20 protein-coding genes are annotated in these 23,893 nt (G+C 60.8%); 6 read left to right on the top strand and 14 right to left on the bottom strand.

Going from position 1 to position 23,893, the window contains the following annotated elements; all coding sequences use genetic code 11:
• Positions 1 to 332: 332 nt before the first annotated feature.
• On the top strand, positions 333 to 1,250 hold the full coding sequence (locus tag ACTG3X_RS09700) for a DMT family transporter (protein WP_439111062.1): 918 nt from the start codon (positions 333 to 335) through the stop codon (positions 1,248 to 1,250).
• Between the two features lie 325 nt (positions 1,251 to 1,575).
• Here ACTG3X_RS09700 and ACTG3X_RS09695 read toward each other — a convergent pair whose 3' ends face one another.
• Positions 1,576 to 2,463 (bottom strand): lysophospholipid acyltransferase family protein, encoded by an 888-nt coding sequence (locus ACTG3X_RS09695; RefSeq protein WP_439111061.1) that lies wholly within the window; start codon positions 2,461 to 2,463, stop codon positions 1,576 to 1,578.
• Positions 2,464 to 2,631: 168 nt separating this feature from the next.
• On the opposite strand from ACTG3X_RS09695, the gene ACTG3X_RS09690 reads away from it, so the two are divergent.
• Positions 2,632 to 3,675, top strand: coding sequence for a succinylglutamate desuccinylase/aspartoacylase family protein (locus tag ACTG3X_RS09690; protein WP_439111060.1), 1,044 nt, complete (start codon positions 2,632 to 2,634; stop codon positions 3,673 to 3,675).
• A 4-nt stretch (positions 3,676 to 3,679) separates the two neighbouring features.
• On the opposite strand, the gene ACTG3X_RS09685 is transcribed toward ACTG3X_RS09690, so the two are convergent.
• The 3 genes from ACTG3X_RS09685 to hslV form a co-directional block, all read right to left on the bottom strand.
• Positions 3,680 to 5,302 carry a thiamine pyrophosphate-binding protein gene (locus ACTG3X_RS09685; protein ID WP_439111059.1) on the bottom strand — a complete coding sequence of 541 codons (1,623 nt, stop codon included), beginning with the start codon at positions 5,300 to 5,302 and terminating at the stop codon, positions 3,680 to 3,682.
• A gap of 137 nt (positions 5,303 to 5,439) precedes the next feature.
• Positions 5,440 to 6,750 (bottom strand): ATP-dependent protease ATPase subunit HslU, encoded by a 1,311-nt coding sequence (gene hslU / locus ACTG3X_RS09680; protein WP_439111058.1) that lies wholly within the window; start codon positions 6,748 to 6,750, stop codon positions 5,440 to 5,442.
• Positions 6,751 to 6,867: 117 nt separating this feature from the next.
• Complete coding sequence (gene hslV / locus ACTG3X_RS09675; RefSeq protein WP_439111057.1) at positions 6,868 to 7,425, bottom strand: ATP-dependent protease subunit HslV; 558 nt, start codon at positions 7,423 to 7,425, stop codon at positions 6,868 to 6,870.
• 97 nt (positions 7,426 to 7,522) lie between these two features.
• Here hslV and ACTG3X_RS09670 point away from each other — a divergent pair, with 97 nt between their 5' ends.
• The gene (locus tag ACTG3X_RS09670) at positions 7,523 to 8,416 is read left to right on the top strand and encodes a hypothetical protein (RefSeq protein WP_439111056.1); all 894 of its coding nucleotides are present in this window, start codon (positions 7,523 to 7,525) and stop codon (positions 8,414 to 8,416) included.
• A 56-nt stretch (positions 8,417 to 8,472) separates the two neighbouring features.
• Here the strand turns inward: ACTG3X_RS09670 and trxA are convergent, their stop codons facing one another.
• The 8 genes from trxA to regB all read right to left on the bottom strand — a co-directional run bounded on the left by trxA (position 8,473) and on the right by regB (position 20,410).
• Positions 8,473 to 8,793 carry a thioredoxin gene (gene trxA / locus ACTG3X_RS09665; RefSeq protein WP_439111055.1) on the bottom strand — a complete coding sequence of 107 codons (321 nt, stop codon included), beginning with the start codon at positions 8,791 to 8,793 and terminating at the stop codon, positions 8,473 to 8,475.
• Between the two features lie 40 nt (positions 8,794 to 8,833).
• On the bottom strand, positions 8,834 to 12,220 hold the full coding sequence (gene addA, locus ACTG3X_RS09660) for a double-strand break repair helicase AddA (RefSeq protein WP_439111054.1): 3,387 nt from the start codon (positions 12,218 to 12,220) through the stop codon (positions 8,834 to 8,836).
• Positions 12,217 to 15,183, bottom strand: coding sequence for a double-strand break repair protein AddB (gene addB / locus ACTG3X_RS09655; RefSeq protein WP_439111053.1), 2,967 nt, complete (start codon positions 15,181 to 15,183; stop codon positions 12,217 to 12,219). The genes addA and addB overlap by 4 nt, the downstream gene beginning before the upstream one ends.
• Positions 15,167 to 15,856 (bottom strand): nucleotidyltransferase family protein, encoded by a 690-nt coding sequence (locus tag ACTG3X_RS09650; protein ID WP_439111052.1) that lies wholly within the window; start codon positions 15,854 to 15,856, stop codon positions 15,167 to 15,169. The genes addB and ACTG3X_RS09650 overlap by 17 nt, the downstream gene beginning before the upstream one ends.
• The gene (locus ACTG3X_RS09645; protein ID WP_439111051.1) at positions 15,832 to 16,851 is read right to left on the bottom strand and encodes an aminoglycoside phosphotransferase family protein; all 1,020 of its coding nucleotides are present in this window, start codon (positions 16,849 to 16,851) and stop codon (positions 15,832 to 15,834) included. The genes ACTG3X_RS09650 and ACTG3X_RS09645 overlap by 25 nt, the downstream gene beginning before the upstream one ends.
• Entirely contained in the window at positions 16,848 to 17,318 is a 471-nt protein-coding gene (tsaE, locus tag ACTG3X_RS09640) for a tRNA (adenosine(37)-N6)-threonylcarbamoyltransferase complex ATPase subunit type 1 TsaE (RefSeq protein ID WP_439111050.1), read from the bottom strand. Before tsaE ends, ACTG3X_RS09645 begins: the two co-directional genes overlap by 4 nt.
• Positions 17,319 to 17,360: 42 nt before the next feature.
• Positions 17,361 to 18,908, bottom strand: coding sequence for a PAS-domain containing protein (locus tag ACTG3X_RS09635; RefSeq protein ID WP_439111049.1), 1,548 nt, complete (start codon positions 18,906 to 18,908; stop codon positions 17,361 to 17,363).
• An 89-nt stretch (positions 18,909 to 18,997) separates the two neighbouring features.
• Positions 18,998 to 20,410, bottom strand: a complete 1,413-nt coding sequence (gene regB / locus ACTG3X_RS09630; protein ID WP_439111048.1) for a sensor histidine kinase RegB — start codon at positions 20,408 to 20,410, stop codon at positions 18,998 to 19,000.
• A gap of 71 nt (positions 20,411 to 20,481) precedes the next feature.
• Here regB and ACTG3X_RS09625 point away from each other — a divergent pair, with 71 nt between their 5' ends.
• The 3 genes from ACTG3X_RS09625 to ACTG3X_RS09615 all read left to right on the top strand — a co-directional run bounded on the left by ACTG3X_RS09625 (position 20,482) and on the right by ACTG3X_RS09615 (position 22,797).
• Entirely contained in the window at positions 20,482 to 21,114 is a 633-nt protein-coding gene (locus ACTG3X_RS09625) for an SCO family protein (protein WP_439111047.1), read from the top strand.
• 71 nt (positions 21,115 to 21,185) lie between these two features.
• On the top strand, positions 21,186 to 21,737 hold the full coding sequence (locus tag ACTG3X_RS09620) for an ActR/PrrA/RegA family redox response regulator transcription factor (protein ID WP_439111046.1): 552 nt from the start codon (positions 21,186 to 21,188) through the stop codon (positions 21,735 to 21,737).
• 1 nt (position 21,738) lies between these two features.
• Positions 21,739 to 22,797: a glycosyltransferase 61 family protein gene (locus ACTG3X_RS09615; RefSeq protein ID WP_439111045.1), complete on the top strand. Its 1,059-nt coding sequence runs from the start codon at positions 21,739 to 21,741 to the stop codon at positions 22,795 to 22,797.
• Here the strand turns inward: ACTG3X_RS09615 and ACTG3X_RS09610 are convergent.
• On the bottom strand, positions 22,775 to 23,230 hold the full coding sequence (locus tag ACTG3X_RS09610; RefSeq protein ID WP_439111044.1) for a GNAT family N-acetyltransferase: 456 nt from the start codon (positions 23,228 to 23,230) through the stop codon (positions 22,775 to 22,777). The two genes, ACTG3X_RS09615 and ACTG3X_RS09610, sit on opposite strands and share 23 nt — an antisense overlap.
• Entirely contained in the window at positions 23,230 to 23,838 is a 609-nt protein-coding gene (locus ACTG3X_RS09605) for an HD domain-containing protein (protein ID WP_439111043.1), read from the bottom strand. Before ACTG3X_RS09605 ends, ACTG3X_RS09610 begins: the two co-directional genes overlap by 1 nt.
• Positions 23,839 to 23,893: the final 55 nt, after the last annotated feature.

Raw genomic sequence — 23,893 nt, 5'->3', positions numbered from 1 at the left:
ATGCCCGCCAAGCCCCCCGAAACAGGGGGGTGAAACCCGTGCACCACGCGTGCACCCCCCGTGCACCGCCTGTTGGACAGAGATTTTAACAGAAAATTAGGTAACGGGGCGTTCGGTGGGGGGGATGGGTGTCTGGTGTCGGCCCAAAGCCGCCGCTGGCCGATGTGTTAAATGCTGCGCAGCAGCGTCACCAGACCGGCCATTCGCGCACCACGCAGCATTCTTGGTTAGGCAAACCGCGCTCAGCATTCTGCGCCAATGTCGCATATGAGTAATCCAAATTCCGGCTGAGAAGCTAACTTGCTTGGAGAGACCTCTTTGATTGGCCCGAAATGACATCTATCTCACCTTCCTCTTCCAATGCAGATGCTCACAAGTACGGCGTGCTCTTCGTCTTTGCGGCGGGGGTTCTTTGGTCAACGGTCGGTCTTGGCATTCGCCTGATCGAAGATGCCGTCGTGTGGCAAATTCTGCTCTATCGGTCGATCAGCATGTCGCTTTTTTTATACGTGCTCATTCGGGTGCGCTCCGGCGAAAGCCCCTTCGTTCAGATCCGCCGCGTCGGCGCACCGGCCATCATCGCGGGGCTTTCACTGGTTGCGGCCTATTCCGGGGGCATCTACGCGATCCAGAACACCTCGGTTGCGAATGCCATGCTGCTGTTTGCGACAGCGCCGTTCATGGCCGCGGTACTTGGTTGGATCGTTTTGCAAGAGCCTGTCCGTGGCGCAACTTGGGTGGCGATCGCGGTCGCAATTGGCGGAATCGCGATCATGGTCGCCGACAAGTCCGGAGGCGTCGCCCTCAAGGGCAGCCTTGCCGCGCTTGGATCGGCCTTCGGCTTCGCGGTCTTCACCGTGGCGCTGCGGTGGGGACGAACAGGTGAGATGCTGCCAGCGGTCTTCCTTTCGGGCCTCTTCGCGATCGCCATCACCTTGGCGATCTGCTTTGGCCTCGGGCTCTCCGTAGTTTTGAGCCCCAGCGATGGCGGCATCGCGATGGGCATGGGTGTGTTCCAGGTTGGCGCCGGTCTTATCCTCTACACGCTGGGATCGCGCAGCCTCCCCGCAGCAGAGCTCGCCTTGCTGTCTCTGGCCGAGGTCCTGCTCGGCCCACTATGGGTCTGGCTGTTTCTGGGAGAAACCACGACCGTAAATACCCTGATCGGCGGCGCAGTTCTGCTCGCGGCGATTGCAGGTAATGCGCTATCAGGCAAGCGAAGAAAACCACCGCCCATCATGGCACCTTAAATAGCACTTCCCGGCCCATAGCTGACCTTCGACCGGCCCGCAGAGAACGGCAGGTCTGAGCCCAGAGAGAACCTTCGATTAGGAACACCAAGCCGGTTAACAGCCGCGTAGCGGCCCGGCTATCGTCAGCCCCTCCCTTGGGCTGGCGATTTGGCAGATGCAGGCGCGCCATTCGTTCTGAGGATGTGCTTGGCGGGCATGAAGCGCCTTTCCAAAACCGTTAGGTCGCCACCCCAGGGGCTGACGTTCGCCTGCGTCGCGAACGGCCGCTTCGTCCGCTCAGCAGACCTCTGTACAAACTGCAGAGAATGTCCGGTTCCCGCCCTCACCCCCCAGTTCCACCTTTCCAGCGGTTGTGGATCCAGAACCATTGTTCGGGGTTTTCGCGGACGCGGGCTTCGAGCGAGGTGTTGAGGGCGCGGGTCATTGTTTCGGGGTCGGTGAGGGGGATGGCCGTGTCGAGGTAGGTTGTGAAGTGCTCTGCGTCGGCGCTGCGGATGCCGTAGACGGGCACCAGTGTTGCCTCGTAGCGCAGGGCCAGTTCGGCCATGGATGTGGCGGTGAGTGCCGGTTGGCCGAGGAAGGGCAGCGGGACGCCGTTGTTGACGCGCACGTCGATGAGCGCGGCGAGGGTGCCGCCTTCTTTCAGGTGGCGCAGCATCGCGCCGAGGCCCGGGCGGCCCCGCTCGAACAGGGGTGTGCCGATGGTGGAGATGTTGTTGAGGTAGAACTTGTGGATGAGCGTGTTGTTCATGCGGCGGTAGAGGCCGCCGACGTGAAAGCCCTCGTTTATGAGCGCGGCGCGGACGATGTCGTAGTTGCCGAAGTGGCCCGATATGACGATGGCGGGTTTGCCTGCTTTTTGCGCCTCTTGCAGTGCGGCGAGGCCCGGGCCTGTGAGCGGCGTTTCTTTTGCCATGCGGGTCAGGTCTTTTGGGGAGAAGAGCTCGCAGATGGTGCGGCCTGTGTGGCGGGTGACGCTGGTGACGAGGGCGTTGTGCTCTGCGCGCGGCATGTCGGGCCAGATCAGGTCGAGGTTTTGGTGAACGCGTTTGGTATAGCCCGCCAAGGGGGCGATGACGCGTGACATGATCCAAGCCATCAGGGCGCTGCGCTGGCGGAAGGGCAGCACGCGCAGAAGCGACACGAGTGTCACGAAGATCGCGTATTCGAGCCTGTCTTTGGCTGTGGCGGTTGGCTTGGGCGCTGGCATGAGGCTTCGCAACTTTGGGGGCTCGGGCAAGCCGATTACATTGTTTGCCCTTGTAGCAAGGGGGGTGCGGTATGCTCAAGCGCCTTTATGGGGCGCGATTGTGCGGAAGAAATTGACTTCGCGCGCAAACCTGCGACAGGGTTTGCTGCCAGAGATAAGGGGTGGGATATGACCAAGCGGCAGGCCTTTGAGATAGCGGGAGATGTGGTGCTTGCGGGCACGCGGCGGACGGTGAACATCCCTGTGAGCACCTTGTCGGACCACACGCCTGTGACGCTGTCGGCGCATGTGGTGCATGGCAAGAAGGACGGGCCTGTGGTGTTTGTCAGCGCGGGCATCCATGGCGACGAGGTGATCGGGGTCGAGATTGTGCGGCGGCTGTTGCGGGCGAAGAACCTTGCGAAGCTGAGCGGCACGCTGATTGTTGTGCCGATTGTGAACACCTTCGGCTTTCTCAACCACTCGCGCTATTTGCCTGACAGGCGCGATTTGAACCGCTGTTTCCCCGGCTCGCCGCACGGCTCGCTAGCGTCGCGGCTGGCGGATATTTTCATGACCGAGATTGTGGAGCGCTCGACGCTGGGGATTGATCTGCATTCGGCGGCTGTTCATCGGGTGAACCTGCCGCAGGTGCGTGTTTCGGCCAGCAACAGGGCCACGCTCGGGCTGGCCGAGGTGTTTGGTGCGCCGGTGATTTTGACCAGCGCGCTGCGCGAGGGCAGCCTGCGCCAAGAGGCCAAGAAGAAGGGTGTCGACGTGCTGCTGTACGAGGCGGGCGAGGGCATGCGCTTTGACGAGATGTCAGTGCGCGCGGGGCTTGCGGGGATATTGCGGGTGCTGAACTCGGTGGGCCTGTTGCCCTCAGCCGGGATTGCGAAGCCGAAGGCCAAATCGCTGCTCTGCTCTGACAGCCACTGGCTGCGCGCGCCTGCGGGGGGTTTGCTGCGAGCCTTCAAGGCCGAGGGCGATGTGGTGAGCGAGGGCGATGTTGTCGCGGCAATCTCTGATCCGTTCGGAGAGCGGGAGATAGAGGTGACGACAAAATACGGCGGGATTATTGTGGGCCGTGCTGTCATGCCTGTGGTGCATGAGGGCGACGCGCTCTTTCATATTGCTGACGTGAAATCAAACGACGTGGCCGAAGCGGCGGTGGATGATCTGAATACCCAGCTGGAAGAAGCGTCGCTGTTTGATGAAGACGAGATTATCTGACGCCTCAGATGCGCATGCGCGGCACATCGTGGGGGTCGAGCTTAAGCTCGATCAGCATGGGGCCTTTGCGACTTGGGATTGCGGCAAGGGCCACCTCCAGCTCGTATTCATTGCGCACCATGTACCCTTGCCCGCCAAGAGACGTGCCGATCTCGGCAAAAGAGGGCCAGTGGAACTCTGTCAGGGAAGGGTCCATCTTGCGGTCGATAAACTGGATATGTTCGGCGCCGTAGGCGCTGTCATTGGCGACAATCACGATCAGGTCGAGGCCAAGACGCACGGCTGTGTTAAACTCGTTGATGCCCCCCATCATGAAGCCACCATCGCCTGTGAAGAGCGCAACAGGCCTGTCTGGCGCGGCCACACCTGCGCCGATGGCTTCTTGCAGGCCAATGCCGATGGAGCCGAAGTTGGTTGTGGCGACAAAGCTCTCCGGCCCCTGCACAGAGACGCGCACCCAGACCTCTGTCATGAAGCGGCCCCCGTCTGTCACAAGGAGGCGGTCTTTGGGCAACGCATCTTCCAGACGCTCCAGCGCATGAATGTAATTGATACAGCCGTCGGCTGTCTTGTTGGGCGCGACAGGGTGCTCTGTGAGCTGTGTTGTGGCCAATCCAGCCGTGAAGCCGCTGGGCGGTATTTCGGCTTCATTGAGCCAATAGAGGATTGTCTCTGCTGTCAGGCCAGCATCTGCGACAAGGGCTGCATCAGGGTGAAGGCCTCCGCCAATGGCTGTGGGTGTCACATCAATCTGAATGATGCGTTTCTTTTTCATCAGCTTGCCTTGGTCTGTTGTGAAGTCGTGCAGGGACGCCCCAAAACAGATGATACAATCAGACTGGGCGATCAGCTCGTAGGCGGCAGGTGTGCTGAGCGTACCGAAAATATCTATGTTGTAAGGGTGATCTGCGAACAGGCCCTTTGCCTTGAGTGTTGTGGCAAGGGGCGCTTCGAGCCTGTCGGCCAGCCGTATGAGCTGTTCGCGCGCCTTGACCGCGCCCGCGCCTGCGAGGATGAGCGGCCGGCGGGCAGAGGCGATCATGCCGATGGCATTGTCGAGAATTTCGCCTTCGGCCACACCGCCCGGCGCGGTAAACACATCAAGCACACGGGGCGTGTGCGCCGCCGCTTGCCACATAAAGTCGGCGGGCATGTTGAGCACGATGGGCCGCCGCTCGACCTGTGCGCGGTAAAAGGCGCGGGCGACATCCATCGCCACGGTCTCGGGTGTGCGCATCTGCTCAAAGCCGCAGCCTGTGGCTTTGACCACCTCGCGCTGATCGGTGCTTTGCAAGTGGCGCGGGTTGGCCACGGGGGTATCACCCGCCAGCAAAACCATAGGGATGTGCCCGCGCGCGCCCTCGGTCAGGGCTGTCATGCAATTGGTGAGCGCGGGGCCATGGGTGACGGTGGCGACACCGACCTTGCCAGATACATGGGTGTAGGCCAGCGCCATGAGCACTGTGCTGCCTTCGTGGGCGGCGGGCACAAAGCGGCCCTCGCACTCGCGCACGAAGCTGTCGACCATGAACAGGTTGGCATCGCCCATGAGGCCAAACACCGTTTCGACGCCGTGGTCTTTGAGGGCGCGGGCGATGTTCTGGTAGACGTATGTTTGGGCTGACATGGGCTTGCTCTCCTGTGGCGCTGACAGGAAAGATAGCGCAGGCAAGCTGCGGGAAGTGCGCAATCTGAAGCATGAAAGCGCTCAGATATGCGCGTAAATCACGAAATATAGCCTAGGCTTGCGCGCATTTGCGCAGCTTAGAGCACATAGCCTGACAAATCAGACGACTTCATGAGCGCACCAAGGTGGGCCTCGACAAAGGCGGCATCGACTGTGACGCTATCACCTGCGCGGTCGGGCGCTGTGAAGCTCAGCTCTTCGAAGACGCGCTCAAGCACGGTGTAGAGGCGGCGCGCGCCGATATTCTCGACCGTTGAATTCACCTCGGCTGCGATCTTGGCGAGCGCTTTGATGCCGTCTGTCGTGAAGCTGACAGCCACCTCTTCTGTGGCCATGAGGGCGGTGTATTGCAGCGTCAGGGCGTTGTCTGTCTCGGTGAGGATGCGCACGAAGTCATTCTCTGTGAGCGCGTTCAGCTCGACGCGGATGGGCAGGCGGCCTTGCAGCTCTGGCAGAAGGTCGGACGGCTTGGCGATGTGGAATGCGCCCGAGGCGATGAAGAGGATATGGTCGGTCTTTACCGCGCCGTGCTTTGTGCTGACGGTTGTGCCCTCGATGAGCGGCAGCAGGTCGCGCTGCACGCCCTCGCGGGAGACATCACCGCCGCGCGTGTCTTGGCGGGTGGCGACTTTGTCGATTTCGTCAAGAAAGACGATGCCGTTTTGCTCCACACTTTCGAGCGCGGCTTTGGTGACCAGCTCGTCATCGAGCAGTTTGTCGGCTTCTTCGGAGATGAGCACCTCGTAACTTTCGGCGACTGTGAGGCTCTTGCGGGTGGTGCGCCCGCCCATGGCCTTGCCGAAAATATCGCCCAAGTTCATCATGCCCATCTGGCCGCCGGGCTGACCCGGGATGTCGAACATTCCGCCCATCGGGTTGGAGGTGTCGGCGACATCAAGCTCGATGATTGTGTCATCCAGCTCGCCTGATTTGAGCTTTTTGCGGAACATTTCGCGCGTGCCGTCGCGGGCATCTTCGCCAGCTATCGCGGTGATGACGCGCTCTTGTGCGGCGGTGTGGGCGCGGGCCTTTACGTCTTCGCGCATATGTTCGCGGGTTTGCAGGATTGCGGCATCGACAAGGTCGCGGATGATCTGCTCCACATCGCGGCCGACATAGCCGACCTCGGTGAACTTGGTTGCCTCGACCTTGATGAAGGGTGCGCGGGCGAGTTTGGCGAGGCGGCGGGAGATTTCGGTTTTGCCGACGCCTGTCGGGCCGATCATGAGGATGTTCTTCGGATAGACCTCATCGCGCAGGTCATCGGACAGCTGCTTGCGCCGCCAGCGGGAGCGCAGAGCGACGGCGACAGCGCGCTTGGCATCGGCCTGGCCAATGATGAAGCGGTCAAGTTCGGAGACAATTTCGCGGGGGGTGAGGTCTGTCATAATTCGGGTCTCGCTTTGATCAGGGTTTGCGCCGCCTTTGGCGTCGCGGTGGAGGGGGCGCTGCCCCCTCTGCCTTCGGCATTCACCCCCGGGATATTTGGGGCAAAAAGAAAGGGGTTAGCCTTTGATGGTTTCGACTGTGAGTTTGCCGTTGGTGTAGACGCAGATGTCGGCGGCGATGGCCATGGCGGCGCGGGCGATGTCTTCGGCGGATTTGTCTGTGTCCATCTGGGCGCGGGCAGCGGCGAGGGCGAAGTTGCCGCCAGAGCCGATGGCGGCGACGTTGTGTTCTGGCTCCAGCACATCGCCTGCGCCTGTGATGACGAAGAGTTCTTTGCCGTCTGATACCAGCAGCATGGCTTCGAGCTTTTGCAGGTATTTGTCGGTGCGCCAGTCTTTGGCGAGCTCTACGCAGGCGCGGATGAGTTGGCCAGGTGTGGCTTCAAGCTTGGCTTCTAACCGCTCAAGCAGTGTGAAAGCGTCAGCGGTGCTGCCTGCGAAGCCGACGAGCACATCGTGGCCGCCCGGAGAGATGCGGCGGACCTTGCGGGCCGTGCCTTTGATGACCGTTGGGCCGAGGCTGACCTGACCGTCGCCAGCGATGGTGACTTCGCCATCTTTCTTGACGGCGACGATTGTTGTTCCGTGCCAGCCGGGGAAATCTGAGTGTGCCATTTGGGCCTCCTTCGTCTTGGGGAATATATGGCGGCTGGTTGGCAGGAGCACAAGGTTTGGCTTGTTTGCAGCCCTCTGCGCGTCTAGCACTTCGGGTATGAGTGAGCTTGTGACCATTTTTCTTGAGCCTGAGATGAAGGCAAGTGCGGCCGCAGGGCAGCACAACTTTCTGGCCAAGGTAGAACGTGTGCTGCGCGGTGGCGGGCTGGATGTGCGCTTTGCTGATGAGGCAGAGCGTATGGCGCATGTGAGCGGGCGGGCGCTTGTGCATATGTGGCCGCCCATGACGGGCGATACGCTTGTGATGCGCAGGGTCTATGCCTACCCGTTCTGGGCGATTGAGGCGCGCGACAAGCGCTGGGAGTGGGCTGTGGCGCGCTCTGATTTTGAGCCTGAGAGCGTAGATGCGCAGAAGGCGGCCAGATTTGTTGCCAATTGGCGCAAGCGGATGTTTGGCGACGCTGTGGCGCGGCGCGAGGGCTTTGTCTATGTGCCGCTGCAAGGGCGGCTCGGTGAGCGGCGCTCGTTTCAGGCGGCGTCGCCGCTTGAGATGGTTGAGGCGGTTTTGGCGGCTGAGGCCAAGCGCGATGTGGTGATCGGGCTGCACCCCAAAGAGAGCTATGCCGCGCAGGATATTGAGGCGTTGGAGCAGATCGAAAAACGCTTTGCGCGTGTGACTGTCGTGATGGGGCAGATGGAGCGCTATTTGCCCGCTTGTGACTATGTGGTGAGCCAGAACTCTGCTGCGGCTTTCTTTGGCTACTTTTTTGGCAAGCCAGCGGCGCTTTTTGCGCAGATAGATTTTCACCATATCGCGGCGAATGTGCATGATTTGGGCGTTGAAGCGGCGCTGGGGCGCGTGGCGGATATGACCCCCGCTTTTGAGCGCTATCTGTGGTGGTTCTGGCAGGAACAAGCGATCAACGCGGGGCGGCCAGAGGCAGAAGCCCAGATAGCGGCACGCTTTCGCGCGCAGGGTTGGCTGACATAAAAAACCCCGCCGCAGTCGGGTGACAGGGCGGGGCTTTCTTTGAGGATCAGCTCGGTTTAGAGCGCGTCTTCGATCCAGCTCTGGAGCTGGGCCTTGGGGCGCGCGCCTGAGAGGTTTGACACCGGCTCACCGCCTTTGAAGACGAAAAGCGCGGGGATGCCACGCACGCCCATTGCGGCGGCTGAATTGGGGTTTGAGTCAACATCGACTTTGACGATTTTGACTTTGCCTTCCATCTCGGCTGACAGCTCTTCGAGGGCCGGGCCGATCTGTTTGCAAGGGCCGCACCATTCGGCCCAGAAATCTACCACAACGGGGATATCGGAATTTTTGACTTCGGCGTCGAATGTGTCGTCGGTGACAGCAACTGTGGCCATGGGGTTTCTCCTAACGGGGTTGGGTTGGCTTGGGGCGAACCTAGGTAGCCGGGGGCGTGTCGTCAAGATAGCCAGTGGCCTGATAGGCGCTCATCACAAGATCATGAGGCAGTGTCATCAGTTTGGGCGTTTTTGACCAAAGGATGGCTGTTTGGATGGTATGATCCGGATAGATCAGCGCCAGCGCCTCGGCATATGCGCCCATTTGGCGCAACACGCCAACGGGTGTTTCTTCTGCGCTGGCAGGCACCACAGCGTTTGTTTTGAAGTCGATTGCGAGCACCTCACTGTCGCTCACGATGAGGCGGTCAACGATGCCGTGCAGGCGCTTGCCCAATGTGGCGCTGGGCGCGCTGAGTGCCACTTCTGTCAGAGCGGTTTCAGCGAAGATATGCGCCAGCGCAGGTTCGGCCAGAACGGCGCGGGCCTCGGCAAAGGCGGTGGCGTTTTCTTCGGGCGCATCAAAGCCTGCAAGAAGCGTTTGCACGAGCGCTGTGTGGTCACTTGCGGGCGCGTTGGGCAGGTGCTCAAGCAGCAGGTGAACCTTGGTTCCGTAGCGCTTGGCGGTGGTCTCGTCCTGGCCTGTCTCGCCAGCGAGCGCCTTGGCCCCCGGTAGCTTGGAGGCAGAGGCGCTTTGGGGCTGGGGCGCACCAGCGGGGGCGCGTTGGGCGAAGTGAGGCTCAAGTGCGATACTGTCTTCGGGCGTTTGGGGCACAGACGCATTGCGCAGCGCTGACCAGTCGCCTGTTTCAAGCCGCTGGATAAGCTGGCCTGCGGCGATGTGGCCTTCGAAAGGCAGTGTTTTGGCGGCCTCGGTGATGCTGTGATACCAGCTCTTGCCGTTCTTGACCTCGCCTGCTGCAGCCACGATGAGCCATTTCTCGGCGCGTGTCATGGAGACATAGAGCAGGCGCTCACGCTCGGCTTGCTGGGCCTCTGTCTTCATGTCGACGGCCTCTTGCAGCTCGGGCGGTGTGTCTTCCTTGCTGTGTTTGTAATAAGCGGTTTCGCCTGACGAGACGATCTGGCCCTTGAAATCATTCTTGCGGTCGGCTGTATCAGGCATGATGACGATGGGTGCTTCGAGGCCTTTGGAGCCATGCACTGTCATCACGCGGATGCGCTGGCCGCCTGCCTCTGTCTGGCGTTTGATTTCGGGGTCGTCGCTTTCGAGCCAGCTGAGAAAGCCTGTGAGTGAGGGCACGGCGCTGCGCTCGTAGTTGAGCGCTTGGGCAAGGAAAGCATCAACGGCATCTTCGGCCTCGTAGCCGAGGCGCGCGAGGATGTTCTGGCGGCCCTTGTGGCGGGTGAGCAGCCGCTCGATCAGATCATAGGGGCGCAAAAAGTCGGTTACGCGGCGCATGTCGTTGAGGATGGCCAATGTCTCAGGATGTGTCTCTGTTTCTGCGCGAAGAGCCTCCCAGAGGTAGCCTTTGCGCGAGGACGCCAGTGTGAACAGATCCTGCTCTGACCAGCCAAAGAGCGGTGAGCGCAGGGCGGCGGCAAGCGAGAGGTCATCTTCCTGCGTGGCGAGAAACTTGAGCAGCGCTGTGATATCTTTCACGGCGATCTGTTCGCCAATGCGCAGCCTGTCGGCCCCTGCCACTTTGAGGCCCGCTTCCTTGCAGGCGCGGATGATCTCGTGAAAGAGCGCCGAGCGGCGCTGAAGCAGGATGAGAAAGTCGCCCTCATGCACGGGGCGGCCTTGCCATTCGCCTTCTTTGGCCTCGGTGGGGATGAGGGTTTTGCTGTCGATCATCTCTTTGATGCTGGCCGCGATCTGGGCGGACAAGATCGAGACAGGGTCATCCGGTGTAAGGATGTCGAGCGGCTCGTACCACGGTAGGTCTTCCGACTTTGCGGCCTTTTCGACCAGTGGCCAGATATCCACGCGGCCAGGCATTGTCTTGTGAAAGGCGATGTGGCGCGCATCTTCTTCAAAGCCTGCATCGCCGCGCTGGTCAAACACGGCATCAACGGTGTTGAGCACCGCAGGGGCAGAGCGGAAGGAATAGGCAAGGTTGCGCGGGTGCAGCGGCTCGTCGTGCAGGGCGAGCTTGTCCTGGAAGACGTTTTGCATGCGGCTGAATTCGGCGGCGTCAGCGCCCTGAAACGAGTAGATCGACTGCTTTTTGTCGCCCACCACAAAGATGGTGCGCGGCTTGTCGCCCTGCGCGCCTTGGCCCGAGGTGATCTCGCGGGCGAGCTCTTCGATCACGGCCCATTGCTCGGGTGAGGTGTCTTGGGCTTCGTCCACAAGGATGTGGTCGATCCCGCCATCGAGGCGGTAGAGCACCCATTCGGCCACCTGCGGATTGGTGAGAAGCGCTTTGGTTTTGAGGATGAGGTCGTCAAAATCAAGCCAGCCGCGCGCCTGTTTGGCGGCGTCGTAGCGCGCGAGAAATGCGCGGGCGAAGGCGTGGAGCGCGAGGGTGCTTTCCACCGCACCGAGGGCAATGCGGCGTGCGCGGGCGGCCTCGATACGTAGGATGAAGGCTTCTATCTGGGTTGCGAGGTGGTCGAGTGCTTTGCGCGTATCATTGGTCGCGTAGTCATTGAGTTTGGCACGGAAAGGCTCTTTTGCGCTGCTGCCCGTGAGAAAGACAGATTCAAGAAGCGACAGAGACGAGAGGCTTGGCCCTGTAAATTTGGCAAGCTTGGCGTGGGTCTTTATATCGTTTTTGGAGCCAGCGGCGAGGGCTGTGAGGATGGCTGAAACCAAGTCGCTTTCATTGCCAAGGAACACGTCTGACACCAGAGTATCAAGGGTGAGGCTTGCGGGAATATTGACGCTGGCGCAAAGCTCTTCTCGTGTCAGCTCTTTGGCAAATTTGGCCTTGTTAGAGACGATACTGGCGGTGAATTTCTCAAAATCATTCCCACCGAGGTGAGCGATAATATCGAGCATCACCTGCGCGTCTTCCGAGGATGACAGGTCATCGGCCACTTGCTCGCGCAGCTGGGCTGAGGTGCGGTCGTCCAGCTCGGTGAACTGGGGTGTCACGCCCGCCTCAAGGGGGAAGCGGCGCAGGAGCGAGGCGCAGAACGAGTGGATTGTCTGGATGCGCAGGCCACCCGGTGTTTCGATCGCTTTGGCAAAGAGGCGGCGGGCGTTTTTATAGTAGCCCGCATCAGCCGCTTTGGCGGCGCCAAGCTCGGCCAGCTCTGCCTGTAGCTCGGCGTCGGGCTTCATGGCCCATGTGCCCAAGCGCTTGAGCAGGCGGTTTTGCATCTCCGAGGCCGCGGCCTTGGTGTAGGTGAGGCAGAGGATATTCTGCGGATCGACCTCCTCCAGCAAGAGCCGCGCGACACGGTCTGTCAGAACACGGGTTTTGCCCGAGCCAGCGTTGGCCGAAAGCCAGGTCGAGGTTTCGGGGCGGGCTGCATCGATCTGGGCGATGGTGGCGTCGTTTGGGATCGCGGTCATGCCAGCACCTCTTTCTCCGGGGTGTCTGCGCTGCTCCACTCGCCGTAGCGGGCGAGGTGGTCATAGTCGCCTTCAAACTCTTCGCTCTGAATGGCGCGGCGCGAGGGGTAGCCTTTGTCGGGGTCCATAAAGGCCCCGATCAGCTCTTTGAACTCGGCGAGGATGGTGCCGGTGTCGTATTCCTTGGGGTCGAACACAGCTTCGCCAGCGTTTGTGCCAAGGCCGATGTAGGCCAGCTTGCCGACGCTTTCAGCGGGAATATCCTTGAACGCGCCTTCAACGGCCATAAGGGCCGAGAGCGGGAGCTGTTTGTCAAAGTGTTTGCGCACGTTCACGCTGGGGGGTGCCCCTGTCTTGTAATCATAGATTGCCAGTGTGCCATCTTCGAGGCGGTCAAACCTGTCGCCTTTGCCTGTGAGCGTGAAGCCGATGTCTTGCAACTCAAGCGCACCTTCTGCCTCGGCGCGTAGAAATGCGCCGTTGGCGGCACGCGCGGCCTCTTCGGCCAGAAAACCGTCGATCACCTTTTCAAAGCGGGCCAGCCAGATGAGCCGCGCGGCAGGCCAAGGCACGTCGCGCGCGAGGATATCGCGGGCAAGCTGGCTGAGCGTGGCGCGGGTGCGCAAGCCGGGGTCAGCTTTGGCGGCTTTGACAAACTCTTCCATCACCGTGTGCAGCGTGATCCCGCGCAACAGCGCATCGGGCATTTTTTGCAGCGGGTTGAGCGGCTGAAGTTTGAGCACGTGGCGCGCGTAGATGGCGTAGGGGTCGCGAATGAGGGTCTGGATTTTGGTGATCGAAAGCTTCCGAGGACGCGTTGCGACGGGGGGCACAGGCGCGGGGCGTTTGGCGAGGGGCACATCTGCCGCAGGCGCGTCGATCTGTTTGGCAAAGGCGAGCCATTTGGTGGCGCGGGCGCGCATGTCTTCAAGCGCTTTTTCGCCGCGCTTTTGGGGCAGACCAGAGAGCAGGTTGGTGAGGCGGATCACCCAGCGGGAGGGGACTGTCTCGGCATCATCAGACTTGTGGGCGCGGGTGAGCCAGACCTCTTTGGCGGCAATAGCTTGTTGGAAGTCATGCGCCGAAAGGCCGATGCGCCGCTCGGGCAGCAAGAGCCCCACTTCGGCGCGCATTTTGCGGTTGAGCCACGGGTCGGGCGCGGGGGCTTCGGGCCAGCTGCCTTCATTGAGACCTGCGAGAATGAGAAGGTCGATGCCTTGCACACGGGCTTCGAGCGTCCCCCAGATCAGCACGCCGGAATGGGCGGCCTCGCCGCGCCGCACTTCTTTGGAAGAGAGGGCGGAGTCGATCAGATTGGCGTAGTCATAATGGCTCATGTCGCCGCCTGATGCGGCGCAGGCGGTCAGCTCGCGGATGAGCTTTTGGGCTTCTTCGCCATCGTCTTTTTGCCAGAGCGGTGTCTCGGCCTCGGCAGGGCCAAGGGCGAGCGCCTCGGCTGTGGCGATGTGGGTCTGGAGCAGGTCGGCAAACGGGTGCTCGCCCTCAAGCCCCTCGGCAAAGAAGGCAGAGGCGACCCATGCAGCCCAGTCGCGCGCGGCCTCGTCTTTGTGGGCGGTTGACCATGCCAGAAGCGTGTCGGCGTCGGGCATGGGGACGCCCTTGCGGCGGATGTACAGCTCAAGCTCGCGGGTGTAGCGCAGGTGTGTGCCGCGCTCTTGCAGCGCGTTACAGAGCGGGTGCTTGAGCAGTGTGATGAGCGCCTCGGCGGTCAGGGCGCGGGGGCTTATCACATCGAGCACATGGCGCAGAAAGCGGCCCACGGGCGAGAGGTGTAGCGGCTCGCCAGCGCTGTCATCAGGGGTGATACCCCAGCGGGCCAATGCGGCCGTGACCTGCCGCGAGAGGCCACGGTCAGGTGTGATGAGCGCGGCTTGGATGCCGTCTTCTGTGGCTTGGCGCAGGCGCAGGGCGATGGCGAGCGCCTCTTCGCGCTGGGCGCTGGCTTCGAGCAGGGTGATGCCGCTTGTGGCTTCGGCGGCGATGAGCGCGGCCTCGGGGCCTTCGCTGATCCATTGGTCGGTGACGGGCGCGGGGCGCAGCGCGAGCGAGACCAAGCTGTTGCGCGCCTCGGAGGGTGCCTTGCCTGCGGGCCAGCGCTGCACGTCTTGGGGGGCTTGCTTGAGCGCTGAGAGCAGCGCGTGAAAGCGGTATTGCGGGTGGTCTTCTGACATGGCGCCGTCTGAGAGCTTTGGCCATGCACCTTGTGCGAAGGCAAAGTCATAGCCGGGCAGGACAATGGCCCCTTGCGGCAGCTTTGAGACCGCGCGCATGAGCGCCCCTGTGAGGCCACGGGAGCCTGTGGAGCCAGCGATAATGATCGGATCTTTGGGCGGCAGGGCGCCCCAGCGAGCCATGAGTGCCTCGGTGATCAGGCGGCTGCGGGCGGCAGTGGTGAGGCCTGCGCGGCTGGCGGCGTAGCCATGCACGATGTTGAGGAACGTCTGCGTGCGCTGCCAGTGGCCGGATTGGTCGCTCACATCAAGCTGCGCAATGGCTTCGGGGGGGACGCCCTCTTCGTGCATTTCGCCCATGAGAGCTGTCAGGCTTTCGGCCAGATCAAACGCGGCTTCGCGGGGCGCGATGGCGGTCTGGCCGCTGCTTTTGGTTTCATTCTCGATGAGCGAGCGGATGATAACCGCAAGCTCCAGCTTGGTTTGGAGCGCTGGCTCTGCGGCGGGGAGAGTGCTGAGCGGATCGAGTGCTGCGAGATCGGAGATAAGCGAGATGCGCGGCAAAAGGAGCGCGCCGCCTTCATCAAACAGCTCGCTCACGCGGCGGGCCATGCGGCGGGTGTTGAGCACGAGTTGCACCCGCGCGAGGGCTTCGGGGGGCTGGCCTGCGTAGGCTGTGCGCAGCGCCTCAACCAGCGCGCGGGGGAAGTCGGCCCCGAGGGGCGTACCAAAGACTTGGGGTGTATCAGTGCCGTTAAAGAGCGGTGTCATCGAGCATCCTTTCGGCGCGGGTGATGCCTTCGGGGGAGCCAACGTCACACCACTGGCCCGTGTAGGGCAGGCCGTAGATACGGCCTGTGGCGAGCAGCTTGTCCCAGACAAGATTGAGCGAAAAGGCGCGCTCGGGGATCTCTTCTGTCAGCTCGGGTTTTATGATCTGCGCGCCAGAGTAGACGAGGCCAGCGCCGCGCGTGATCTGGCCGTTGGGGGCCAGGATGAAATCACCCTGACCTGTGTGGCCAAGCGCGTTTGCGTGGGGGATGAGCAGGAGAAGCGCATCCATATCATCGGGGTTCCAAGCGGCGCTGAGCATCTTGAGCGGGTTGGGCCCGTGCCACAGCGCATCGGAGTTGAGCGTAAAGCTCGGGCCGCTGCCCAGAGCGCTGCGCGCGTTGCGCAAGCCGCCGCCTGTTTCCAGAATATCGGGTGTTTCTGTGAGGGTGGTCACGCCGCTGCCTGCAAGGTGGGCTTCAAGCACATGGGGCAGGTAGTGAAGGTTCACGACAGTGTTAAGGCCAAGCGGCGCGGCAAGCTCTAGCGTGTGGTCAATCAGGGGCTTGCCAGCGACTTTGACCATGGGTTTGGGCTGGTGCGCGGTGAGCGCGCCCATACGTGTGCCAAAACCAGCGGCAAAAATCATCAGAGCGTTGGGACTGTTCCGCATTTATCTTTCAATTCTGTGAGGAGCGCGCTGGAGGGCGCGGGCAAATCGGCAAGGAGCTGGGCGCGCACAGGGGCCAGAACGGGGTGGGCCAGATCTCGCAGCAGGTAGCCCCAGACACGCGGGATGAAATCCACGTAGTGGGGTTTGTTGGCGTGCAGCGACAGGCGGCCAAATACACCCAGAATACGCAGGTTGCGCTGGGCACCGAGGAGAGCATAGGCGGCTGTAAAACTCTCGGCCTCATGGCCGCTTTGCGCGATGTAATAGGCCAGCATCTCTTGCTCGACCTCAATAGGCACATCGCGGCGGGCGTCTTGCAACAGCGAGACAAGATCATAGGCGGGGTGGCCCAACATGGCATCTTGAAAATCAAGCAGGCCCACGCGGGCAGCGCCTCTGCGCCCGGGGAGCCAGAGCAGGTTTTCGGCGTGATAATCGCGCTGGATGAGCACTGTGGGAGCCGGGATATGCTCGGCCAGAAGCGCTTGAAAGGCGCTGTGGAAGGCGGCGGACTGGCGATCCAGCGCGCCTGTGTTTTGAGCGCCATACCAGCGGTAGGCGAGCGCGGCCATGTCGGCCATGACGGGCGCATCATAGGGTGCAAGCTGTGGTGGTGTGTGCTGGTGAAGCGCCAGCAACACATCGGTTGCGGCGGTATAAAGATCTGCCTCAAGCGCGGGGGTTTTCACCACCACGCGCGCAAAGAGATCATCGCCGAGATCTTCTAGGAGTAGAAAGCCGTTTGCCTCATCGGCCGCAAGGATGCGCGGGGCCGAGAGGCCAAGGCTTGTGAGATAGTCTGCGATGGCCACGAAGGGGCGCACATCCTCTCCCTTTTCGGGGGGCGCGTCCATCAGCACGGCGGGGGTTCCGTCGGCTGCGGTGAGGCGCTCGTAGCGGCGGTTTGAGGCATCGCCTGCCAGTGGCGCACGGGCGGCGCTGCCCCAGCCAGAAGCAGAGAGAAAGGCGGTAGACAGATCAAGGCGCTGGGTCATGCGAATGCGAGCTCATTGAGAAAAGACCAGCGCGCGGGGCCGGTCATATGCAGGGTTCTTTCGCCTTCCTCTGGTGTGAGGTCAAGGCGGAGGGTGAGGGCGGAAGCCGGGCGCAGGCTGCCGAGGCGGTCGGGCCACTCGATTAGGCAGATGGCCTCTTCAAATGCGTCGGTGAGGCCCAGCTCTTCCAGCTCGGAGGTATCCGTGAGGCGGTAAAGGTCAGCATGCCAGAGCTCGACAGCGCCTGCATCATAGGTTTGTACCAAGGTGAAGGTGGGTGAGGGCACATCCTCGGGCAGGGGCAGGCGCGACAGGATAAGCGCGCGCGCAAGGTGGGTTTTGCCTGCGCCGATACCGCCTTCAAGCAGGATAATATCGCCCGCGGCCAGCTCTGCACCGAGGGCCTCGGCGAAGCGTGTGGTGGCGCTTGCGCTGCCAAGCGTGATGGTTTTGTCTAGTTGCGCCATGCCTGCAAAGATGACCCGTGCGCCGCGGCGCTGCAAGCGGTTTTAGAGGGCTGAAAGCGATGGGGCCTGACCGGCTTTGGCTGGCGTATCCAGTATGGAGGTGCGCAGCGAAATGATGGTTGCGTTGCCATCATGGATGCGCAGCTCATAGGGCAGCTCTGTGCCATCAGCCAATGTGAAGCTGCCTTGCTGCTCGCCCGCGTTGCGCAGGCGCGCTGACAGGGTGTTGCGCACGGTTCCGGGGGCGAGCTTTTCTTTCCAGAGCTGGGTGACCGAAGCGAGAGAGTGGCTGGAAGCGGGCGTGCCTGCGGGCAAGCCGAGAAATTCGGTAAAGGCTTCATTCCAGAGCGAGATCGTGCCGTCTTGCTCAAAGCAAACCACAGCGTCGCCCAAAGCTTGAAGCGCTGTTTCGCGCAGCTCGACCTGCCCTTTGAAGCGCTGGGTGAGCGACATTTCAACGCTGATATCTTCGATCAGAATAGCGATGGCCCCGTCAGGATGGGGGCGGCCAGCGATGCGGTAGGTGAGGCCATTGGGCAGGCGCCATGTCTCTTGATAGCGGCCGTTTGACGACTGGACGACAAGATCGGCGATCTGGCGACGCCAAGACGAATAATCTTTTGGCTCGGGCATAATTCTGTTGTCGCGCAGGCGATCAAAGAAGTTTTGCAGATTGGGCTGGCCTGACAGGAAGTGCGCAGGCAGCGATGTGAGGTCAACCAGAGCGGGGTTGAAGAGTACGAGCCGCCTGTTGCGATCAAAGATCGCGAGGCCAGTGGACAGCTGGGCAAATGTCTTGGCCAGGGTCTGAACAAATTTGCGCTGGGTGGTTTCGGCGGTGATGAGACCGTTCACATTTACGGCGCAATGCAAAAAAGCACCTGCCCCGAACTCAACGCTGGTGATGTCAAACCAGTGCACCTCGTCTTGTGCAAAACCGGTGGTGATCGAGGTGCGCGCCTGCTCTCCTCCGAGTGATTTGTGGATATCAAACTCAAAAACATCAGCGTCTTCGCCCTCGGCTTGCTTGCGCGCTTTCTGGAGTGTGCGGAAGGCCTTGTTTGTCCAGAAGATCTCGCCATTGCGCGTGGCCCATGTGGGGTGCACGAGTTTGTTTATTGAATCCTCGCGCATCGCAATGTTGCCGCGTTGAACAAATGTCATGTGGCGGTCAGCGGGTGTTGCGGGGGCGTCTTCGACGATTGAAAGGGTTACGTCTGTGCCCTTGTAGTCGAGCTGAACTTTGGCGCTGTCGTCAGGAAAGCGGGCAACAAAGCGTTCGACCTGGTCGCCATCGTCTGGTGCTTTCAGGGTTGTGGGGAGGCCTGAAAACCGCGGGGCCAATGCCTCGTGCGCTTTGGACCAATCAAGCTTGGCCAAGCTGCTGACGCCTACAATTTCAAGAGCTGAGGGGTTGGCGCCGGTGCATGTCTCGCCCTCAAAGCGCATCCACGGGTTCTCAAGGTGCTGGTTGGTTCGACGGGGGGTGGCGCGTGAGCTTGTTGAAAAGACCGCGAGCAGCGCAAACACCACGATGGCAGTGCCCAAGCCCGCCGCCAGAATAACCAAGAGAGTTGATTGATCTAACATGGCGGTCTTTTCCTGTGTGTTGCGACACTGCTCCTCGGGGCAGTTTGGCTTAATTTGAGTTAATTAAAGGTTAAGTCTTAACAAATCCTTTAAAGCTTGAAGAGTTCGTTTTCTCCCAGTGGTGTGCGGCCCGTGCTCGTATCAACGGCTATATCTGCAAGGCTCCAGCGCACAATCACAAGAGCCCCCGAACGCTGGGGGCCGCTTGGCGCGCTGCGTGAGGCGTCGGGGCCGTTGGCGAAGTTTAGCTCGGCACCTGTGCGCTCGAGCAAAGTCTTGGCAATGAAGAGGCCCAGCCCCATGCCTTCATATGCGGTTTGGCGCGCGCGGGTCTGTGAATTGCTGCGCCTGCGCATGAAAGGGTCGCCTATTCTGCCGATCATGCTGGGAGGGTAGCCGCCACCGTCATCTTGAATGCGGATGGTGATGCTGTCGCCGCTCCAGAGGGTTTCGACCCAGACGTTCGCACGCGAAAAATCAACGGCGTTTTGAACAAGGTTGCGCAAGCCGTGGATGATCTCGGGTTTTCGGTAGATTTCGGGCTGGAATGTGCCGTCGCTGCTGTCTTCGGAGAAGTGGAGCATCTTGCCGCGGTCGGCGTGAGGGCTGGCGGCCTCTTGCACCACGGCCGTGACGGGCGCTTGGCGCATGTAGAGATCATCTTTGCCAGCGCGGCCCATAGAGCGGAGGATATCGCGGCAGCGGTCGGCCTGTGTTGCAATCAGCTCGATATCTTCGCGCAGCTCGCTGCCTTCGGGAAACTCGTCGATCAGCTCGGAGCTGGTGAGTTTGATCGTGGCCAGCGGCGTGCCCAGCTCGTGGGCGGCAGCGGCGATGACCCCGCCAAGGTCTGTCAGCTTTTGCTCTCGTGACAAGGCCAGTTGCGCTGCTTGAAAGGCCTCTGACATGGCGTTGGCGTCTTGTGCGATGCGGCGCACGTAGACGCCGAGGAACACAACGGCGATGACAACGGCAGCCCATGTGCCAAAGACAAAGATTTCTGGAATGCGCAGGACGAGCCCCTCACTGGTGCGCAGTGGGTAGTAATGTTGCGTGAGGATCGTTGCGATCATGAGTGTGATGAGGCCAAGCACAATGGTGCTGCGACTTGAGAGCACAGCCGCAGAAACAGCCACGGGGCCAACAATCAGGATGGAAAACGGGTTGTTGAGCCCGCCTGCAAGATAAAGCAGAGCGCCGAGCTGCAAAAGATCAAACAAAACCATAAAAAAGTTTTCCTGCTCGGAGAGGCGGCGGTTTTGTGGAAAAACGAACATGGAAATCAGGTTGGCGAGCACCGATGCGCCAACCACGAGGTAGAACAGGCCCACCTCCAAACGCAGGTTATAATAGCGTTCCGCAACAAAAAGCGCTGTGAGCTGGCCAAAGACAGCGGCCCACCGCAGCCAGATAATCGTGCGCAGGCGGATGTAGTTGCCGCGACGCAACCCTTCGGGAAGCTGGCTGTCGGAGCGGGAATGAGACGTATTGTCTGGTTGCATGTGCTGTTTTGGAGCCTAAATGATACATTGAAGCATAAGCATGCTGAGAAAGCTGCGGGAAAGGAAGACCTATGTCACGTAATTTGGCGATTGGCGCTGTTGTTGTTGCCGGGGCGGTTATTGTTGGCACTTTGGCGGCCACGCAATTTACCGGCGGCGCGAGCGACGCCCTGGCAGAGTGCCGTGTTGGCAATGTTGCGGGCGGTTCTGCCTCGATTGGTGGGCCGTTCGAGCTTGTTGATGAAACGGGCGCGACTGTGACGGACAAAGACGTGATCACCAAGCCAACGCTGGTCTACTTTGGTTATACTTTTTGCCCAGATGTTTGCCCGCTCGACACCGCCCGCAACGGCGAGGCGGCTGTGATACTGGAAGAGCGCGGGCTTGATGTGGGCACTGTGTTTATCTCGATTGATCCCGAGCGCGACACGCCAGCCTCTTTGGCCGAGTTTACCGATGTGATGCACCCCGAGATGATCGGGCTGACGGGCACAGAAGAACAGGTGAAAGCCGCGAGCATGGCCTACCGCACCTATTTCAAAAAGCAGGAGCCAGAGGAGGGCGACGAGGAGTTTTATCTCGTTGACCACTCGACCTTCACTTACCTTATGACTCCAGAGCAGGGCTTTCTCGACTTTTTCAAGCGTGAGGAAACACCCCAGCAAATGGCTGACCGGGTACAGTGCTTTATCAACGCGCTTTGAGCCGCGCCGTTTGACGGGCGGCTGGGGGCAAGCTAAGACTTATAACATGCGCAAATGGGGAGTGTCGTCAGGTGTCCGAAGAGTCTCTTGATATTGGGGAAGACAAGTCCCTCTTGCTCGTCGATGATGACGAGCCGTTTTTACGCCGTCTGGCCAAAGCTATGGAAAAACGCGGATTTGAAGTGGAAACAGCTGGTTCTGTTGCTGCTGGCAAGGCGATTGCCACGGCCCGCCCGCCCGCTTACGCGGTGTGCGACTTGCGGCTTGAAGATGGTAACGGGCTTGATGTGGTTGAAGTCATTCGGGAGAAACGCCCCGACAGCCGTGTTGTGGTGCTGACAGGTTACGGTGCGATTGCCACGGCTGTGGCCGCAGTCAAAATCGGGGCGACAGATTATCTTTCCAAGCCTGCGGATGCCAAAGACATCACCAATGCGCTACTGGCCAATGGCAGCGAGCTGCCACCGCCCCCGGAAAACCCGATGAGCGCTGACCGTGTGCGCTGGGAGCATATCCAGCGGGTTTATGAGCTGTGTGACCGCAATGTCAGCGAGACAGCGCGGAGGCTGAACATGCACCGCCGCACGCTCCAGCGTATTCTGGCAAAGCGCAGCCCGAAGTGACGTGACGCGCGATGCGACAGAGCCACCCAGCCCCAAGGGGGGCTGGTCGCAGACAGCGCTAGAGTTTGCGCATGTGCGTATCGTTCCGCCACAAGACATTGACGGGCGGATTATCACCACAGCTGTTTTTGATGCGGATGGTCAGGATGTGCCCTCTGCGGCCACCTGGCGGCGCGACGAGCGCATCACCCACCCCCCAGCTTACCCCGAATTTGCAGAGGCCACGCTGGCAGGAAAGTGGCTTTGGGGCGGCGTGCTTTACCACCATTTCGGGCATTTCCAGATGCAGAGCATTGCGCGGCTCTGGGCCATGACGCGCTATCGTGACGAGATCGAGGGCATTGTTTTTGTGACGCGTGCCCAGCTCGCGCTTCAGGATTTTGAGCGCGAGTATCTGCGGCTCTTGGTTGGTGATGTGCCTGTGAAGGTGGTGAGCGACACCACCGATGTGGAGGCGCTTGTGATCCCCGGTCAGGGGTTTGGCTTGGGGGAGATTGCCCAGGGCACACGGATTTTCCGCCGATATATTGCGGCGAACTTTGCCAAGGATATTGCGCCGGAGGGGCCAGACGACCTGTTTATTTCGCGTGCCTTCCAGCCGCTTGAGAAGGGTGGCTTTGTGGGCGAAGAGCTGTTGGACGCCCGAATGGAAGAGGCGGGATACAGTGTTTTCTGGCCAGAAAAGCACAGCCTGCGCGAGCAGATCGCCCGCTATAAGGCCGCCAAGCGGATTGTGGCGCTGGATGGCTCGGCGCTCCATCTTTTTGCGATGGTGGGCACAAAAGCGCAGAGCGTCGCGATGATCTTGCGGCGCGAGCGCGTGGCGAGCCGCTCTTTGCGGCGGCATTTGGCGAGCTTTACCAAGGCCAAGCCGCTGGTGATCAACGCACTGTCAGACGCGGCCGAGGTGACAGTCGGCAAGAAGCGCGATGTGAGCGAGCTGGATTTTGAGGTCATTGGACGTTTGCTGAAGCGGCATGGTTTCCTCAGGCGCAGCGAAGACTGGGGGCCGCTCTCTGAGGCGGAGCTAGCCCTGATCAGCGAAGATTATACCGCATAAAGACGCGTTCGGCCGTGGATTTGTAAGGCTCGAACCCGCGCGACTGATAGTAGGCGCGACCCCCTTCATTCTGAAACAGGATGGTTGCGTTGATCCAGCTATATCCAAGCGCCTGAGCTGCCTTGCGGGTCTCTTCAAAGAGGGCTGAGCCGATGCCAAGCTGGGCTTTGCCTTTGAGTGTGAAGGTGGCGATGTCGCAGGCCTCGGGTGGCAAGGTTGCGCGCGCTCCGATGGCTTGAAAGCCAAGGGCGTTGCCTGATCTGTCTTCTGCCATGAGAAAGGCATTTTGGGCTGGATTAGAGCCTATGCAGCCGTCCATTTCCGCACGGGTGAGCGGCGTTGTGAGGGCGGTGGTGCCGCCCTCCTTTATGATTGTGTTGAGCAGATCGGCCAGCTGGCGGGCATCGGCCAAAGTGGCGTGGCGTAGATGCATCAGCCGATTTCTGCCAAGAGGGCGTTGTGGCGGGCTGTGAACTCTTCGCGCACTTCGACTGGCGGGCGCAGCGAGATGCTGAGGTCTTTGAGCAAGGCAGGATCGGGCGCGCCAAAGAACTTGTTAGCCTCTTCAGCGGAGAAGCCGGCGATCTGTGTGGCTTCGAGCCAAGCTGACAGGCTGTCAGCTTTTTTGATCTGCTTTTTGATCTGTACGGGTGTTTTGGCCGGCAGGCCGAAGCGGATATGAATGGCGGCGGTGAGGCGCTCATCAAGCTCTTCATAGCCCGGGCCAATGGCGTTTTTCACGGGCGAGATCATATCGCCGATCACATATTCGGGGGCGTCGTGCAAAAGGGCGGCAAGACGCCATTTCGGATCTGCTTTTGGCACGATGCGGGCAAAGAGAGCCTCAACGAGCAGGGAGTGCTCGGCGACGGAGTAAGCAAAATCGCCCAGAGTCTGCCCGTTCCAGCGCGCGACAAAGGCGAGGCCGTGGGCGATATCTTCGATTTCGATATCCATCGGGGTTGGATCAAGCAGGTCGAGCCTGCGGCCAGAAAGCATACGCTGCCAAGCGCGGGCTTGTTTTGGAGATGATTTTGCCATTTTTCGATGCCTGTGTGTGACTGCGCCCTTTTCTTGCCACATTTAACTCATATTG

The organism is Lentibacter sp., assembly GCF_965658795.1.
Classification (GTDB): Bacteria; Pseudomonadota; Alphaproteobacteria; order Rhodobacterales; family Rhodobacteraceae; genus Lentibacter.
Note: the sequence above shows the minus strand (reverse complement) of the source record. Positions and strands in the feature narration are given on the sequence as shown.